This window comes from Brumimicrobium aurantiacum (genome assembly GCF_003402975.1).
In the GTDB taxonomy this organism is placed as follows: Bacteria; Bacteroidota; Bacteroidia; order Flavobacteriales_D; family Crocinitomicaceae; genus Brumimicrobium; species Brumimicrobium aurantiacum.
In genome coordinates this window covers 526,687-544,523 of record NZ_QURB01000002.1, presented here as the reverse complement: position 1 = coordinate 544,523, position 17,837 = coordinate 526,687, and the positions used below count along the sequence as shown (strand labels likewise).

Annotated in this window: 14 protein-coding genes; 5 read left to right on the top strand and 9 right to left on the bottom strand. The window is 32.5% G+C overall.

Annotated features, from left to right (window positions below):
• Positions 1 to 204 precede the first annotated feature (204 nt).
• Both DXU93_RS05605 and DXU93_RS05600 read left to right on the top strand, forming a co-directional pair.
• On the top strand, positions 205 to 2,220 hold the full coding sequence (locus tag DXU93_RS05605; RefSeq protein ID WP_116880275.1) for a BCCT family transporter: 2,016 nt from the start codon (positions 205 to 207) through the stop codon (positions 2,218 to 2,220).
• A 78-nt stretch (positions 2,221 to 2,298) separates the two neighbouring features.
• Positions 2,299 to 2,472, top strand: coding sequence for a sensor histidine kinase (locus DXU93_RS05600; protein ID WP_165851340.1), 174 nt, complete (start codon positions 2,299 to 2,301; stop codon positions 2,470 to 2,472).
• Positions 2,473 to 2,853: 381 nt separating this feature from the next.
• Here DXU93_RS05600 and DXU93_RS05595 read toward each other — a convergent pair whose 3' ends face one another.
• The 9 genes from DXU93_RS05595 to DXU93_RS05560 all read right to left on the bottom strand — a co-directional run bounded on the left by DXU93_RS05595 (position 2,854) and on the right by DXU93_RS05560 (position 15,612).
• Positions 2,854 to 4,212: a T9SS type A sorting domain-containing protein gene (locus DXU93_RS05595; protein ID WP_116880273.1), complete on the bottom strand. Its 1,359-nt coding sequence runs from the start codon at positions 4,210 to 4,212 to the stop codon at positions 2,854 to 2,856.
• Positions 4,213 to 4,591: 379 nt separating this feature from the next.
• Entirely contained in the window at positions 4,592 to 6,115 is a 1,524-nt protein-coding gene (locus DXU93_RS05590) for a T9SS type A sorting domain-containing protein (protein ID WP_116880272.1), read from the bottom strand.
• Positions 6,116 to 6,371: 256 nt separating this feature from the next.
• Positions 6,372 to 6,641: a hypothetical protein gene (locus DXU93_RS15170; protein ID WP_240623427.1), complete on the bottom strand. Its 270-nt coding sequence runs from the start codon at positions 6,639 to 6,641 to the stop codon at positions 6,372 to 6,374.
• Positions 6,642 to 6,678: 37 nt separating this feature from the next.
• Positions 6,679 to 7,194, bottom strand: coding sequence for a hypothetical protein (locus tag DXU93_RS15165; protein WP_240623426.1), 516 nt, complete (start codon positions 7,192 to 7,194; stop codon positions 6,679 to 6,681).
• 230 nt (positions 7,195 to 7,424) lie between these two features.
• The gene (locus DXU93_RS05580) at positions 7,425 to 7,844 is read right to left on the bottom strand and encodes a hypothetical protein (RefSeq protein WP_123776055.1); all 420 of its coding nucleotides are present in this window, start codon (positions 7,842 to 7,844) and stop codon (positions 7,425 to 7,427) included.
• Positions 7,845 to 8,098: 254 nt separating this feature from the next.
• Entirely contained in the window at positions 8,099 to 8,533 is a 435-nt protein-coding gene (locus tag DXU93_RS05575; RefSeq protein ID WP_116880270.1) for a VOC family protein, read from the bottom strand.
• Positions 8,534 to 8,564: 31 nt separating this feature from the next.
• Positions 8,565 to 9,050 (bottom strand): hypothetical protein, encoded by a 486-nt coding sequence (locus DXU93_RS05570; protein ID WP_116880269.1) that lies wholly within the window; start codon positions 9,048 to 9,050, stop codon positions 8,565 to 8,567.
• A 496-nt stretch (positions 9,051 to 9,546) separates the two neighbouring features.
• Positions 9,547 to 13,974, bottom strand: a complete 4,428-nt coding sequence (locus DXU93_RS05565; protein ID WP_116880268.1) for a PAS domain S-box protein — start codon at positions 13,972 to 13,974, stop codon at positions 9,547 to 9,549.
• A 558-nt stretch (positions 13,975 to 14,532) separates the two neighbouring features.
• Positions 14,533 to 15,612: a M42 family metallopeptidase gene (locus DXU93_RS05560; RefSeq protein ID WP_116880267.1), complete on the bottom strand. Its 1,080-nt coding sequence runs from the start codon at positions 15,610 to 15,612 to the stop codon at positions 14,533 to 14,535.
• A 178-nt stretch (positions 15,613 to 15,790) separates the two neighbouring features.
• Here DXU93_RS05560 and DXU93_RS05555 point away from each other — a divergent pair, with 178 nt between their 5' ends.
• The 3 genes from DXU93_RS05555 to DXU93_RS05545 are packed head-to-tail and all read left to right on the top strand — an operon-like array spanning position 15,791 to position 17,798.
• Positions 15,791 to 16,105 carry a rhodanese-like domain-containing protein gene (locus DXU93_RS05555; RefSeq protein ID WP_165851339.1) on the top strand — a complete coding sequence of 105 codons (315 nt, stop codon included), beginning with the start codon at positions 15,791 to 15,793 and terminating at the stop codon, positions 16,103 to 16,105.
• Entirely contained in the window at positions 16,105 to 17,046 is a 942-nt protein-coding gene (locus tag DXU93_RS05550; RefSeq protein WP_240623425.1) for a DUF368 domain-containing protein, read from the top strand. Before DXU93_RS05555 ends, DXU93_RS05550 begins: the two co-directional genes overlap by 1 nt.
• Positions 17,047 to 17,048: 2 nt before the next feature.
• Positions 17,049 to 17,798 (top strand): shikimate dehydrogenase family protein, encoded by a 750-nt coding sequence (locus DXU93_RS05545; RefSeq protein WP_116880265.1) that lies wholly within the window; start codon positions 17,049 to 17,051, stop codon positions 17,796 to 17,798.
• Positions 17,799 to 17,837: the final 39 nt, after the last annotated feature.

Genomic DNA, 17,837 nt, shown 5'->3' with positions numbered 1-17,837 from the left:
TGTTAATTGAGTTGAAACAAATTATAAAAACGGATTGTATTTTAGATTTACATAAAGGATTAAAGTGTTATAATTTATAATATCTGTTTTGTAGGCTTTTCAATTCAGAAAATTTATCTTGTTACCTTTGAGCATTGAACAACGGTTAAATAGAAATAAGCAAATCGATCGATCATACATTTGTACATATAAAATACAATAAACATGAGCAATAAAAAGAAATTGAGTTCTACATTAAGTAAGGGGATTTTTATTCCCAGTATGATATTTATTATTGGAGTTTGTATTTTATCTGCCATTTTTCCAGATGCTACCAATTCAATTCTCGACTTTGTAAAGAATTACATTTTCACCAACCTCTACTTCGTATTTGTATGGTCAGTAACAGCATTTGTACTGTTTTTAATTTTTTTACTTTTTACGAAGTACGGAAACATTCGGTTGGGAAAGAATAATAGTAGACCCGAATATTCTTTTTTCTCCTGGATTTCAATGCTTTTTGCAGCAGGGATGGGAATTGGATTGATGTATTTTAGCGTGGCTGAACCCATGCAGCATTATACCCACACTGCATTTTCTGAAAACTCAACGCTTCAAAGGGCAAATGATGCTCAGTTATTTACTTTTTTCCATTGGGGAGTGCATGCTTGGGCTATTTACGGAGTTGTCGGGCTTTCTCTTTCTTACTTTGCTTATCGTTACCGATTACCGCTGTCCTTACGTAGTTGTTTTTACCCGATTTTAAAAGACAGAATTAAAGGAAAGTGGGGAAATATAATTGATATATTCGCCTTGTGTAGTACTTTCTTCGGAATTACTACAACGCTTGGGTTTGGAGTATTACAATTAAATTCTGGATTAGAAAAGTTTAATATTGTTCCAGATACGAGCTTCGCTTATCAAGCTTTAATCGTTATTGTTTTGGTATCCATTTCAGTATTCTCTGCAGTTAGTGGAGTTGATAAAGGAGTAAAGGTCTTGAGCAGGATCAATATTGTGAGTGTAGTAGTACTTTTATTATTTGTACTTTTTTTAGGTCCCACTGTTTATTTAATTGGAACTTTTACGGAAGGCTTAGGTAGCTATGTCTCTCGTTTTTTCGACTTAACATTTTCGACCTATGCCAATGAAGAAGCAAAGCAACCCTGGTTCTTTGATTGGACAATTCTATATTGGGCATGGTGGATTTCATGGTCTCCTTATGTTGGGATTTTTATCGCTAGAATTTCTAAAGGACGAACGATTAGAGAGTTTGTATCCGCAGTTTTGATTATTCCTACCTTGTTTAATTTCATCTGGATGTCAGTTTTCGGGAATAGTGCAGTATGGTTTGATCAGAATATAGCAGATGGTGCATTGAGTTTACTCGCAGATAATCCTGATGCATTGATGTTTAGCTTTTTAGAATATTTGCCATTATCTGAAATCACTAGTTTTTTGACATTGGCTATTATCATTATTTTCTTTGTGACTTCAGCGGATTCAGGAATATTTGTAATGAATGGAATTGCATCAAGGAACGCACCTACATCACCGAAGTGGCAAATTGTAAGTTGGGGAGTTTTGCTTGCATCTCTTGCGCTCATGTTATTGCGTGCTGGTGGACTCGAAGCCTTACAATCCATGACATTAATAACAGCCTTGCCATTTGCGGTAATAATGCTTTTATTCATGATAAGTTTTGTGAAAGCCTTAATCATTGATCAAAATTATTACGAACGAGACTATTCTGTTTCTACAGTTCCATGGTCAGGTCAATCGTGGAAGTCAAGACTTGAACAAATTATTTCATTTAGCGATAAAAAAACAACAAATGAATATATTGAAAAGACAGTAAAACCAGCATTTGAAAGCTTGCACAAAGAGTTCTTAGAGAATGGTGTAAATGCCAAACTTAATTCTTTTAAAGACCCCAATAAAATGGAAATAGAAGTGGAGTATGATTTACTCAATAACTTTATATATGGAGTAAGAAACGAGTCTAAATTAGTGTCTGATAGTTTGATGAATGAACAAAATTCAAATGTTGTAGAAAACAACCGTGTGTTCTTTCCCAAGTCTTATTTTGGTGATGAGCGTGAAGGGTACGATGTTCAGTTGTTTACAGAGAATGAGTTGATTTCAGATGTACTCAAACATTATGAGCGTTTTTTAGGGATTGTTTCAGATGAGAAAAATCAATTATTTACGAGTCGTAATGTAAATAAAAGAATGAAATAGTCGTTGAGTTAAAATGTGTAGTGCTTTCATAATTAGAAGCTATAGTGCATTAATAAAAAACAATTGCATCCTTATGGTTTGATAGCAAATGAAGTATTGACCAATACTTATAAATATGCTTTTGGCCCATCAAATTCAACACCACAACTGAAGATTGAAATGGAAAATGAAACGGAAGAATTCATTATTAGTTTTTCAGATAACGGAGCTGGTTTTGATCCTAAAAAAAAACACGAAGGGAATCGGACTTGAAATTGTGAATGACCTTGTGGAACAACTTGAAGGCTCTATTCAAATCGATTCTAGCAATGGTACAAATGTTATCGTTAGTTTTAATCCGATGTAATTGGGCTGTTAAATGATGCTTTCTTAATTTATCCTAAAAAGTTATTTCTTAAACTTTCTGCAAATTAAAAAATCCACTTTTTTGCCAATTGTAAAACTTCAATTAATAATATTGGGATTATCTTTTGGGCTCATTGGACTTTTAATACTGAGTTGAAAGGGCTTGTTTTTAATGCTGATTTTCATTAAAAAATCATATTTGTTGCTAGATTTAAAATGCTGATACTAATTCTTTTGAAGCATCCTATAGCAATGCAATGTAAGAATTGACACATAAAGATATGCAAATTATTCTATTAAAATTTTCTGACGTTCTAAAAGTCCATCTTTTGCGATAATTAAAAAATAGATACCTGGTTTTAAGTCTAGACTTAGGACGTTGTGGCCAGTTGATAAAGAGTAGTCAGACATTACTACTTGACCTATATTATTCATTAGAGTTAAGGAACTTTCATCTTCTGAACTTATGATATTTAACGTTTTGGAAGTGGGATTAGGATAAACTTTCACCTTTTTCTTAGAAGTGAAGTCTTTAGTACTTAAATTACTGGAGTTGTTTAAATGAATCGATAATTCGTTAGACCAAATTATATCAGGTAATCCATCATTATTTAAATCGTCAGTGGCAACTTCTACTGTAGACACGACAACTCCTTGGTGTATAAGTATTGATGAACCAAAGTTTCCAGCACCGTCATTCTTATACCAAACAACAGTACCTAATTGTGGCATAGTAGTATAAAGATCAAAATCTCCATCATTGTCAAAATCTGCAGAGGTAATTGAATTACATTGCATAGCGTTAGAATCAATTGTTAAAGGAGATGAAAAATTACCATTACCGTCATTGGAATACCAACGAATGTTATTTGCTGCGGACTTATCTGTTAAAAGATCGAGGTCGCCATCTCCATCAAAATCGTTTAAATGCGTTAAAAATACCAAGGTGTTGTTGTCGGGAATATTGGCTGTACGTAAAGAATCATAGCTAATCACGCCATTCATGTTTTTGTAGATTATCGTTTTTATACCTCCTATGACAATATCTTTGAATCCATCATTATCAATATCAGCAATTGAGAGTTCATAGTATTCGGTTAAAATTCCACTTGGAATTATGTTTTTTGTAAAACTTCCGGTTCCATCGTTATAATAAACGATTAACTCCAAATCTGTTATCAAAATGATGTCTTGATCACCATCGATGTCAATATCTTCAGATTTTACTTTGACATTATAATTAAGATTTGAATCTATAATTATTCTTGAAGAAATCGTAGCTGTATTATTTAGATAAATAAATAGATCTCCGCTTGCCTCAGTTGTGAATGAGACAATATCCTTCCATCCATTGCCATCAAAATCAGCAGAAGCCAAATCAGTAGGGTAATAAATGTTTGAGTCAATCACCTGTTGATTTCCAAATATACCTGCTCCTTGATTTATATAATAGCTCACCTTGTTGAAAGGATTATACTTTTGAGAAACAACAATATCTGGCAAATTATCATTGTTGAGGTCAGGTGTAATTATCTCCGAAACTCCTCCTATATTAGCATCTACAATGTTTCTCGGTGCGAATTGACTAAAGCTTTCACTAGCGATGAATGTGGCAAAGAAAATTAAAATAGTTTTTAAATGTTTCATAAATTTTTTTTAAATAGTGAATTATTTTTCCTGTCCTTTTCAGTTAGTATGTTTAACCCGGATTATTCAACACATTACTTTACTTAAATATAAAAAATACTGTTTGTCAGTTATCTACACTGATTTTGAAGTGTAAATGACTACCCCAAATCCGATAATTATCGGGTTGGGTATCAATTATTTAATTCTTGGATTCTTTTGATTTTATATTTCAATTGTAATTTACTGATATAGAATGCTATTATCATCAAATCACGAATCTCATCTAAAATCAAAAATAATCTCATGAACCGAGCTTGCGAGCTCAACGAAGTTAATAATACGGATTAACTATAAGACGGTTATGATATTTATAAGGTTTTCTCAATGAAAAATTACTTTATTTTTTTACAACCTTTTTTAATACTTGACCCTTTGAGCTATGTATATTTAAAAAGTAAACACCACCTTCCAATTGACTTAGATCGATTTGCTTGGTTTTATATTTTTCAAAAAGTAATTTTCCGCTCAAATCATACACCGAAATTTTTACAATTGGTGATTTCGATTCTATTGTTAATGTAGAACTCACTGGATTAGGAAATACACTTATCGTAGGATTGTCAACACTATTAATTGTATTTGATAATACGTTATTACAATAATTTTGTTGATTAAAAGTTAACGCGTTTTTAAGGACAGATACATCAGAAAAGGAAATTCCCGTAACAGGATTTAGTTGAAACGCATCTGGTGTTGAAATAGATTGTATCCCATCTTCAATTGTGTGATTATAAGTAACATCACAATCTAATCTACTTGTGAGAAACAGTTTGTTAAAAACAAAATTTTGTGTATTAAAAGTTCCAGGATTTAGAAAACCACCGTAACTATAACTATCGTTTGTAGGGTGTGTCATTTTATTGCGAAAAGATGTACTTTTATGGTTTGAAATGTAGTTACCATTTTCATCTAACCTGACAAATAATGAACCATTACTGCCACCTTCACTATTGGCACAAATAATTATGTCACCATCAGAATTTTCGGAAATAAAATGAAATCCTACAATATCAAATTCGTGAGCGTTTACCATTTCAAAAGTTTCAATGTATTTTGTCCAAATAATTGCGCCTGATGCATCTATCCTTGATACGGTCATGTGTCCAGGAAATGCCACTTGCGCCGTTGCTAACAAATAATCACCATTGGCCGCTTTATTAATAGTTATACCAATCATGTGATCGTATTTTCTTTGCCAATTTATACTTTGTAAATCATTATCAATGTTGATGAGGTTTCCATCTAATAAAAGTAAATCAAAAGAATTGGTGTTCACTAAAACATCTTTCACATTTGACGTAATAAGGTTGTGCTCATGAATATCGGTGAAATTGCCAAGTAAATCGACTTTAAAAAGTAGCTGATGTATGCCCCCATCATTATATCTAGCGTTAACTAATATACTACTGTCAGATAACTGCTTTAAAAAGAAATTTCCAGATGCATTTGAGATGTTCATTTGCTTAACCCAATTGATATTTCCAATAGAATCTAGAGACATGAAATAAGGGAATGAGAGGGGCGAAGTGTTGGTTTTATAAGTTCCAGCTACTATAACATCACCGTTAGGCAAGGCCAATGCCTGTTGACTGTTTAAAGAAATACTAACGTCATTCGTCTCATAAGAATTTGCAAATTGAATATTGCCATCAGAATTTATTGAAAGAGCGGAAACAGATTTTCTGAAATTATTGGAAGTATCCACTTCAGTTAATATAAGCCAATGTTTATTTGTATTGCTCAATACGGAATAGTTATTTTTATGAAGTGTAGTATTATTAGTAAACTCTGTACTAAACTCCTGTGCATAAAGTATGTTGTAAATACCTAAAATTATTAGGAAGCATATCCATTGTTTCATCAGTGTTTTTTTAATTAAATATAATAAGATTTGCTAAGCCTTAGATTCCCTTTTTTAAGCGTTCAACCTAACTTTAATGATGCTAAAAAATCATTCAATCCTCAGATCAGTTATGGTGTGAAGGTGCGTTTTAGACTCCTCTAAGTCAACTTTCTATTCGAAAGTAATAAATTAATCTTAAGGGTTCAAGTAATGTAATAAACAATGAGTTATCTGTCTTTATAAAGGTTTTAAGTGAGAAAAAAAAGTACTTTTTTTAGTTGAACTGGTCTATTTGAGAGCTTAATTTTAATGCGTTTTCCATGTTTTCATTAAAATCTTTTGGTTTATCGATGTGCAGTCCAAGAAGGTTAAATCTTTTTTTAATTCCATATAAACCAATTAATTCGTTTTCCCTTTTTAAGTGAATTATAACATTGTGGCTTTCAAGATTTCCAAGTGGAGAAAGTGTTTTGGTGAATTTTTTCTTTTCTAAAGACTTACTTGATAGTTCAATTTTTTGGATATCCGAAAATGGAATTTCCACTTCATTTAAAATTCCATATTTTAATGTTAAACTGTTTTTAATTAATGGAAATAGGCCTTTTAGAAAGTGATTTTGCAAACCCAAAAACCTGAAGGGCAGTGTAGACACTTAATGTTGTTAAAATCCAGGCAGCAACTAAACTCCATTGGGCAAGTAAGAAATGAAGTGCAATTGTTTCAATAACAATTATCATAATAAATACACCAAATAACGCAGGGGCTCCACTTTCTTTGTGATAAGTAAATTCGTTGTCCTTTATCTTTTTTGTCTTCCAATTGAATAATCCATAATAGAAAACAGCAACTTCTGTAGCAAAAGGCATGACAAGTTTTTTTGGAAGAATTTCAGCGCAAGTGTTTTTTAGCGCGCTAAAGAAGTCTGGTGTAGAATTCTTTAGACTTTTGTGAACTTTTAGGGCTCTTCGCACTTTAAAAATAACAAAAGTTAAAATTGATATTTCAATTACGGGTAATGCCCATGTTTTGAATATTGACAAATAGGATTGACTTTCTTGAGGTAGAAAATATGAACCGATTACGAGTCCAATTATCATAACCGGAATAGCTGTAGTGTTGGGGATTTTAGATTTTCGTATGAGCAATAAGTAAACAAGAGGAACCACAATTAGCAAGTCAATTGTTACGGCAAGGTTTAAGATGTTATTTCCATTTAAAAAATGAAGATTTCATTAAAAAGATTAGGGATACCAAAAGAGAAAATGGAACACCAAAATTGATGAAATTGCGATTGATACGTATTGTTCTGTTCATTTCTATTTTTTGTTTAAAAGTCTGTATCACTAATTACTAAAACATATTCGTGACTAGCTATTGTTCTTTGATCATCAACGCTAGCATTCCAATTGGATAGTAGTTTGTAATCTTTAATCAAAGTATCTCCCGTTGCATTTGTAATTATCAAGTTATTACCGAATATAGCAGTTGGTTCGAAATAATCTGTCTGTTTTCCGCGTTTACTCCAAGTGGCAACATTCTTTTGTACTTTTTGATTTATTGTTTGATCAATATCCGTTGAGGAAATAATATTAGTCCCTTCAATATTTATTGTACTTAAAGATTGATTTTCTATAAAGAAATCAAGCTGAGTTTCTTTTTCACAAGAAATAAACCCAAAAAGGATCAATAATAAATAAGGGAATTGTTTCCTACTTTTTTGATATTTTATTGCGCAATACTTTGTCAATTTACGGAGTGTAATTGTGACTTAAATTACGTGTCTATTCAGACCTCTAAACTTCCTTACAAATATAAGACTAACAGATAAATAAGTGACAATTGAAAAGGGTTTATTTCTTGAAATAAATATGGATATTCTTTCTAGTTCTTAGAAAATTTAAAAAGGTGAAGTCCAAGTTGTTCGAAACTATAAATTCAATTCAGTGGCATGACTTATTTCATAATTCCTTGCCTCAAAAAGTCGTCAAAAATTTAAATCATTTAATGTTTAGGTTCATCAAAACTTACCATCCATTGAACTCCAAATTGATCCGTGAAATTTCCAAAGTAAGAATCCCAAAACGTTTTAGTCATAGGCATAATTATTTCTCCATTTTTTGAGAGGGCGTCAAATATTTTATCAGCTTCTTCTTTACTGTCGGCATTAATTGAAATAGAGAAATTATTCCCTTGTTTGAAATTTGCAGCCCATTCTCCACCAGTGTCACTGCCCAACAGAATTGAATTTGGGCTAATTGGATATGAAACATGCATTATTTTTTCTTTATCAGACGCTGCAACTGGAAATTTTGGGTTTTCTGGCATGTCTTTAAACTTTTGAATATGTGCGAAGTCTCCACCAAATACTGATTTATAAAAGTTAAAAGCTTCTTCACAATTTCCATCAAATGTCAAATAGGTATTTATTGTTGTCATAATGTAAATTTTTAAGTTTCTATTTGCGCATTTATTTCTGCTTTGCTTGATTAGTAGGAGAATACTTTTTTAAGCATTTTGAAATTTCACGAATAGCAAATATTGAATTTTGTTTTGACGTATTTGCGGGAGGACCATAAGGTGTATTGTTCACATCTACGATATATATTTTGTTGTTGTGTTTATCTCTCAACACGTCAAGTTCTCCGTATTCCAATTTTAGTTGCTTACAATAGGCATTCAATAATTTTATTTCTCCGTCTGTGAAAATTTCAGATGTCTTTTTAATTTTCGTGTCAACGGTTGTATTTTTAAAACGTTCAGATATATTTCTATATTTAAGATAGACAAAATCCAAAACTTCACCAACCACTGGAACACGAATATCCATAACTAAATCTTCTTCGTGTGAGTTATCGATAAGAATTTGATAAATATAACCTTGTTCTATTGAGTCAATAGGCTCTTGAAGTATTTCGCCATCGTGTTTTGCGTTGAGGTCATTTTTTTTGACCACTTTACCTGTATACTTTAATGGATCAATTTGTGTTGAATACCCGAAGACTTCTTCATGAATCTCATCAATATGTAGTTAACTTATGTCCCGAATGTTTTTATTTAAAACGTGCTTATTTAGAGCTTTTTTTTCTAAAACTTGGCATTCTTGCCTTACCGTAATGTCTTTCCAATAAATCGCGAATTCACAGTTTACTTTCGGGTTGTTAGTAAGGGTATGATTTAGCATTCTTCCAGCTTTGTAAATCGTGGTTCTTCGGCCTGGGAAATTAAAGTTGTTTTCAAAGTTTTGGATTTCAAGCTAAATACACTTTGTTTATAGTTTCGATTTATTGTAAAAAGTATACTTCGTCTCTTTTTGGAATGTTAATCGAAATTTAATAAAATTAGAAAACTGAAACGATTGTTTTCCCAATCTTCGGTCAAGCCGATTGCATATTTTTTTAACAAATAAAATTTTAGATCGTTTAAATTCACCCTTGGTTTTAATTAGTCTATTACAAGTGTTTTTTTAAAATTTCTAAAAGTTTATTTTCTGCGATTGGTTTTGATAAATAATAATCACATCCCGCTTCCCGTATTTTCTTTTTTTCCTCTTCCATTGCATAACCTGTTACTGCAATGATTGGAATGTCTTGATTTGTTTCTCTAATTTTTTCTGTAGCTTCCAAACCATCCATTTTAGGCATTCCAATATCCATAATAATTAAGTCAATTGTATTGTTATTTAGAAATATATCAATCGCTTCTAATCCATTTTTTGCACGAATAATTTTATAATCGTGTTCCTCCAATAATGCTTTGATAAACAAGAAATTAATAGCTTGATCTTCGGCAATTAGAATTGTTTTATCAGTGCTTAAAACTGAATTAATTTCAGTGCTATTATTTGAATCTATTATTTCTTTGGCTTGATTATATGGAATAGTAAATCGGAAGGTAGCTCCTTTGTTGAGCTCTGATTCTATCCAAATTTTTCCTCCTAGTAATTCTGTTAAATTTTTCGATATTGCTAATCCTAGACCCGTTCCAGGTTTAGATTTTGTATAATCGTCTTCAACTTGCCTAAACCTTTCAAAAATAAACGCTTGGTCTTCTTCACTAATTCCAATACCATCATCTTTAACATAAAACTCAAGTACTTCTCCTTTCAGAACATACCCAAATTCTATCTTGCCTTCTTCGGTAAATTTTATTGCATTTTCAAGTAGGTTAGAGAGTATTTGAGACAATCGATTTTCATCCGAAACAATACTGCTTTTAGCTTCATCTAAACCTTTGTGCGCAATAATTTCACAAGAAGATTTGGTATTTATTACTTTAAATTTTTCATGTAAATGATTTATGAGTTTATTAAGACTAAAAGTTTCATTAAGTATATTAAGTTGATTCGCATCTAATTTCGATAAATCAACAATGTCTGAAATGAGGTTTAGTAGGTTTTTACCACCTGATTCAATATATTCTAAATATTGGTCTTTTTTCTCTTCAGATAAGTTCTTCTTTTTAAGTAAACTTGAAAAACCAAGTATTGCATTCAATGGTGTACGAATTTCATGAGACATGTTAGATAAAAAAGCAGATTTTAAACGGTCGCTTTCTTCTGCTACTTCTTTGGCTTTTATTTCTTTCCTCAATTGTATTCGGTCGGTGATGTCATTAATAATGGCAACGAAAACATTTTTTTTATCGAGTTTCATGAGTTGAAGATGTACTTCAACATTGTATAGTGATTTGTCTTTACGCTGATGAACAGATTCAAATACAATAATACCCTTGGTTTTGGTGTAAAGTGGCTGTATCAGTTCCTTGAAACTTTCAAGTGAATATTCAGGGTTGATATCAAATGGTGTCATGTCCAATAATTCATCACTTGAAAAACCGATGTTTTCTATACTGGCTTGATTAACTTGAATAAATTTGAAACTTTCTGAATCAAATAGGTATACTTCATTCAATGAATCTTCAAATATTTGAGAGTACCTTTTTATGTCTAGCTCATTCTTCTTTTGTTCTGAAATGTCTTGTAAAGTACCGTAAAACCTAATACATTTTCCGTCTTTTATTTCTGATAATCCTATTATCCTCACCCAAATAATATTTTTTTCAAAGGTAACTAGTTGTATTTCATCGTCAAAATGGCTCACATGCTTAAAACGCTCCCTTAGTACATCTGAAATTTTACCTTTTTCAATTCCTTCTCTATAAAGTGGTATTTCGGTACTTGGAGTTAACACAGTATCTTTAGATAATTCGAAAATAGCATAAGTTGTTTTACTTATTTTGATTGTGTTTGAAACAAGATCAAATTCCCAAGCCCCAATATTTGCGACCTCTTCAGTTTGTTCAAGTAACTTTTGAGTTCGCTTGAGTTCATTATTAATTTTAATTAAATTTTGTTTACTTTTTTCAGCTTTTTCTTTTGATTTTTTTAGTTCAATTTCTTTGAGCTTTTTTGCAGTTATATCACGGTTTACACCAATGATTCTTTCTGCATGGCCTAAATCGTTTTTCAACACTATACCATTTGCTTTTATATACACTGTTTTACCATCGGGGTGAATGACCCTATAGGAGGTGTCGAAGTCTTTTTCCCCATTTACCGCTGCTGTTAATTCTTGAAAAGCACTTTCTTTATCATCTGAATGCAGTCGATTTAACCATAAATCAACTATTGTATCTTCTGTAGTAGACTTATTCAATCCATAGAGTTTATACATTTGGTCGTCCCATATGAGTTGGTTATCAATAATGTTCCAGTCCCAAATCCCTAACAATGCCGATTTTGAAGCTAGCTTCAATCTAAACTCTGATTCTTCGGCTCTTTCCTTAGATTTTTTTAATTCTTTTTCATTGAATAAACGTTCTGTAATGTCGAGAGCAGTAATCGAAATGTATAATATTTTATCCTTCGAATCTAAAACAGGGACAGCGTTAATAGACACCCACTTAAGGTTCTTACTACCTGGAATATTAATCCCTAATTTGTAATCTTTTATTTGTTTTTTCGATTTAATACATTTATTTACAGGATATTCTTCTAAGGGTATGTCTGAGCCATCAAGCCTTTTAAAGGACCACGCAGGATCTATTGCTTTTTTTCCAATGAGTTGGTCTTTTGATAAGCCTGTAATTTTTGATGCAGCTGCGTTAGAAAATATAACTTGTGTACTCGCGTCATGTAAAAAAAGACCCGTCTCCATATTTTCAACCAAAATATTATACTTCGTTTCTCTTTCTTCAACTAACATTTTTGTTTGTAGTAGTTTAGTATGATTCTGTTTTGTGGTAGTAATGTTTTTGTGGGTGATTACTGCGTGCATTTTTCCTTCAATCTGAATAGGTGTTACACGACCTAAAAACCATCTTTTTTCAATAGGTGAATGACATGGATATTCCATCTCGAAATACTTTCGTTTACCTGATAAAACATCTTTAATCCCATTCGCAAAAGGAGTTGCTCCTTTTGAAAAATCTCCTATTGCATCTTCACATATTTGAATGTAATTGACACCTTCTATTGTTGTCTTGGAATCGACTCCATTACGCTCTCCGAACTTTTTGTAGGCTTTATTGGTAAGTATAATTTCTCCTTGATCATTCAATACAACAATGTGCTCTGTTAGTCCATTGAGCGTATCACGTAAAAACTTCTCAGATTTTTTAATGGCCTTTTCTGCTAACTTACGTTTGGTGATGTCCTGATGTGTACCATACATCATTAAAGGTTTACCGTCTTTTGTCCATTCAATAACCTTACCTCTATCATAAACCCAAACCAAATTACCATTTTTGTGTGTCATGCGAAGTTCAATCTCATAGAATTCTGTCTTTTTTTCGAAACAGTCTTGAAGTTTTCGTTCTGATTCTTTGAGGTCGTCTGGATGACAAAACTTTCGCCAAGTTTCAATGCTGATTGGTGCGAGTTCTTCGATCGTGTATCCAATCATTTCAGCCCATCGTTCATTAAAAACAGTCTCATTTGTTTGGATATTCCATTTCCAGATACCAACATTAGTACCTTCAAGTACAAATTTATATCGTATTTCATTCTTCTTTAAGTCAGAAATATCCTGAAAACTTCCGATCAGCTTATTGTCTACTTTTCTTCCTGTGACTTTTACCCATATTAACCTATCTTTAGCGGTAATAATTTGACAAGTTATAATAAAAGATTTGTCTTTAGAAATACATTCTGTAATGGCATTTGAAATAATAGGCCTGTAATCAGGATGGTAAAATTCTATGGCCTTTACTTTGTTATGGTCAAAGTCCATAGGTACTTCATGAATTTTGTATACAAAATCAGACCAAATAGTCTTACCTGTTGCTATATCTAACTCCCATATACCTATATTGTTTGCTTTTTGTGTTTCTAAAAGCAATTTATTCTTCTTCTCTAATTCAGTATTTAAGTTATCAAGTTTTATGCTTTTTTTTCTACTTTCAATCAGGTTAACAGTCTGTTTTGCTAATTTTTTAAGCTTCTCCAACTGCAATTTGTTTAGCTTTTTTGGAGTGTCATCGATAGCACATAAAGAACCGAGCGGGTAGCCATTGGCTGTAACTAAAGGAATACCAACATAGAAAACAATGTGTGGGTCGCCAGCGGTAAAAGGGTTGTCATGAAACCTTTCATCACTACGAGCATCCTCTATTATAAAAGGGCTATTAGGGGTGTTGATGGCGTGTGCGCAAAAAGAATACTTTTTTAGTGTTTCTTTAATATCGATACCATAGTGGGAAAGAAACCATTGTTTGTCCTCAGTAATAAGACTAATCAGCGATACTTTTACACCACAAATTTCAGCCGCCATTGAAGTAATAAAATCAAAATCCGGATTTTCGTCAAGCCCAATTATTTGATGGCTTTCCAACTCTTTTAGCCGTTCCGACTCGTTTTTTGGTATTTTAGGTTCTTTCATCAGTAGTTTTTATTTAAAAAAGTTTTCTTCAGAAAATAATAACTCAAGTAATCAGGTAAAGAATCCGGATTTATGGGTTATCTAATTGAAATATAAACAGTTTACAATATAGTAATAAAATTTAAACTTTTAGAAAATACTGACCAACAACAATCTTTGAGGAAATAAAAGTTAAAAACAACTTCGTAGAAAGGAATTATTTGTTGAGATGATAGGCTACCACAAAAGAATGTTCAATTTGCCTCTAGAATCTGAAGAAGACTCAATAAATAATCTATTCTTTTGAGTTTATCTACTTGCTTTTTAAGTTTCATCTCACCTGTTGAATAATAACCCAAGAATCACTTTTCTTACAATCTAAATTTAATAGTATTGACTTAATAAAATTATATCAAACTTTTGTTTGCCCGTTAACAATATAAAGTGGTTTTCAAAGTAATGGATTTCAGGTAGTGTTTGATCAATAGATGTTTTCCGATTGCTATGTATTCCATTTTAATTACAAAAAAACCGAGTAACTCAAAAGAATCACTCGGCGACATTAAAAAAGATTATTTTTTATTTAAAATACCTGAAGTCTTGATTGTTTTCAATTTTCTTAATCGAAGCTAGAATCAACTTTATGGTATTGGCTACATCTTCTTCGTGTGTCATCTCAACTGTCGTGTGCATGTAGCGAATGGGTAAGGAGATTAAAGCAGCTGGAACACCTTCATTACTATAAGCAAAAGCATCAGTATCTGTTCCTGTGGCGCGAGATGCAGCCAAACGTTGGAACGGAATTTCTTCTTTTTCTGCAGCTTCTATAATCAATTTCAATAAATTGTTTTGAACCGCTGGACCATACGTTAAGACGGGACCTTTTCCACCTTTTAAGTCTCCTTGCTCTTTTTTATTGATCATCGGCGTGTTGGTGTCGTGACAAACATCAGTGATAATGGCCACATCAGGCTTTATTTTTTGTGCTATCATTTGTGCACCACGCAGTCCAATTTCTTCTTGAACAGAATTTACAATATATAAACCAAAAGGTAATTCAGTGTTTGTTTCCTTCAACATTCTGGCAACTTGTGCAATCATAAATCCACCAACACGATTGTCTAAAGCGCGTCCAACATAGCGCTTTTCGTTTAAAATCATAAAGTCGTCCTCGAAAGTGACAACACAACCTACATGTACACCTAATTTCTCTACTTCCTCCTTGTCACTACATCCACAATCTAAAGTGATGTTTTTTAAACTTGGTTTTGGATCATTTTCGTGACGAGTGTGAATAGCTGGCCAACCAAAAACAGCTTTTACTATTCCTTTATCTGTGTGAATATTCACGCGTTTTGATGGTGCAATCATATGGTCAGAACCTCCATTTCTTCGAACATAAATAAAACCATCATCGGTAATGTAATGTACAAACCAAGAAATTTCATCGGCGTGTGCTTCAATGACAACCTTGTATTTTGCTTCAGGATTGATGATTCCAACCACAGTTCCATAGTTGTCTACCATATAATCATCAATGTAAGGTTTGATGTATTCCAACCACATTTTTTGTCCTGGAGCTTCAAAACCTGTTGGTGCTGCATTGTTTAAGTATTTCTTTAAAAAGTCTTTGCTTTCTGATGTTATTGCTTTACTCATTGTTTAATTTTTTATAAAGATATAAATCAATTATGAATTACGAATGGTAGAATTACGAATGGTGGAATTTGATTTTTTACATCTAAGTAAAATTTGTAATAGTTATTATATAATTGACTATTCGCAATTGATTGTTTTTTTTCTAATTTTACGGAGAATTTTTATTTGAATGAAACCCATGAAAGAAATAACTGCACAAGAATTAGCGCATGCTATTGAGAATAAAGAGTCTTTTACTCTGTTAGATGTTCGTGAACCTTATGAATATGAAATTGGACACCTTGATTGTACACATATTCCAATGGGTGAAATTCCTTCACGTGCAAATGAGTTAGATAATACCAAAACAACTTATGTTATCTGTCGATCTGGTAAAAGGGCAGAGGCTATTGCCAATTTCTTGTGTGCAAACCATGATTTTAGAGATATCGCTATCATTACCGGCGGTGTTACAGCATATGCTGAAGAAGTTGATCAATCAATAGAAGTTTAATGGAAAAGAAATCAAGGTCACTTCCGCAATTGGGAGGAATTAGCTTACGTGGTTTGGCCATGGGAGCAGCAGATGTAATACCAGGTGTATCTGGAGGAACAATCGCTTTTATTACGGGGATTTATGAGGAACTGATTACTAGCATCAGTAACATAAATCTTGCCGCATTAAAAAAGCTTAAAGATGAAGGATTTTCATCTTTTTGGAATCATGTAAATGGTAATTTCTTTGTTGCATTGATCCTTGGAATAGGCGTTAGTGTAATGTCTTTAGCAAAAGTAGTTACATTCTTTTTAGTAGAATATCCTGTTTTATTGTGGGCTTTCTTTTTCGGTTTGATCATTGCTAGCGCTCAATTGATTTTAAAAACAGTGAGTAAATGGAATGTGGTGAATGTCATAGGACTCATAGTAGGAACTGCTGTTGCTGGTTATATTTCAACTGTGCATGTTGTAGCAAGTGGAGGAGACCTTTGGTATGTTGTTTTAAGTGGTGCAATCGCCATCTGTGCTATGATACTTCCTGGAATTAGTGGCGCCTTTATTTTGGTATTATTGGGTTCTTACGGAATGATTATCGAAGGACTGAAAAATTTAGATTTTACAATAATTGGTTTGTTTTGCTTAGGATGTTTAGTGGGTATTTTATCATTTAGTAAATTACTGAAATTCCTTTACGAAAACTATAAAAACCTTGTATTGGCTGTATTGTCAGGATTTTTAATCGGATCCTTATTGAAAATTTGGCCTTGGAAAAATCCTATTGGGGAAGAGCCTATTGTTGTTCATTCAGATGGAAAGGAAGATTGGATGATGGTAAATGTTTTACCAGAAAACTTCATCGGTGACGCACAATTAACTTCAGTGATCCTTTTAGCTGTGGTTGGTTATTTAATAGTTTTCCTTTTGGACCGCTTCGGAAATAAAAGTAAGAAAGCATAATTATGGAAAAGCAAGTTCAGCAATTTGGTTTGTTAGGTAAAACCCTTGGACATTCGTTTTCTAAGGATTTTTTTACAGATAAATTCAAAGCAGAAAAATTGAATGCTACTTTTGAAAACATTGAGTTGGAAGACGAAAATTCAGTAAAAACGTGGTTTCAAACTGCCGGAAAACAATTTACAGGTGTAAGTGTAACCATTCCATATAAACAAACTGTCATTCCTTTTCTTGATGAGTTAAGTCCAGAAGCAAAAGTCATCGGTGCAGTAAACTGTATTCGTTTTAAAGATGGTCGTTCAATTGGACACAATACAGATGCTTTTGGGTTTGGACAATCCATCAAGCCTTTCTTAAGGAATGTACATGAAAGAGCTTTAATTTTAGGAACAGGAGGCGCTTCAAAAGCTGTAGCCTACACACTCAAAAATCTTGGAATAACTGTCGGGTTTTTATCTCGAACTCCAGATCCTGAAAATATGATTTTTGGTTATGATCAAGCCAATAATATCATGGTAAACTCCTTTTTGATGATAGTGAATTGTACACCTTTAGGTACACATCCAAATATAGATGAACAACCTGAAATTCCCATAGAATATGTAGGGGAAGATCATTTTGTGGTTGATTTAATTTATAATCCATCAGAAACAAAATTACTTGCAAAAGCCCGTGAAAATGGAGCTGATACACTCAATGGATTGTCTATGCTAAAACATCAAGCACTAAAGGCTTGGGAAATTTGGAATAGCTGATTATCTTTGAAAAGTACTGTCTGTTGATTCAGACTTAAA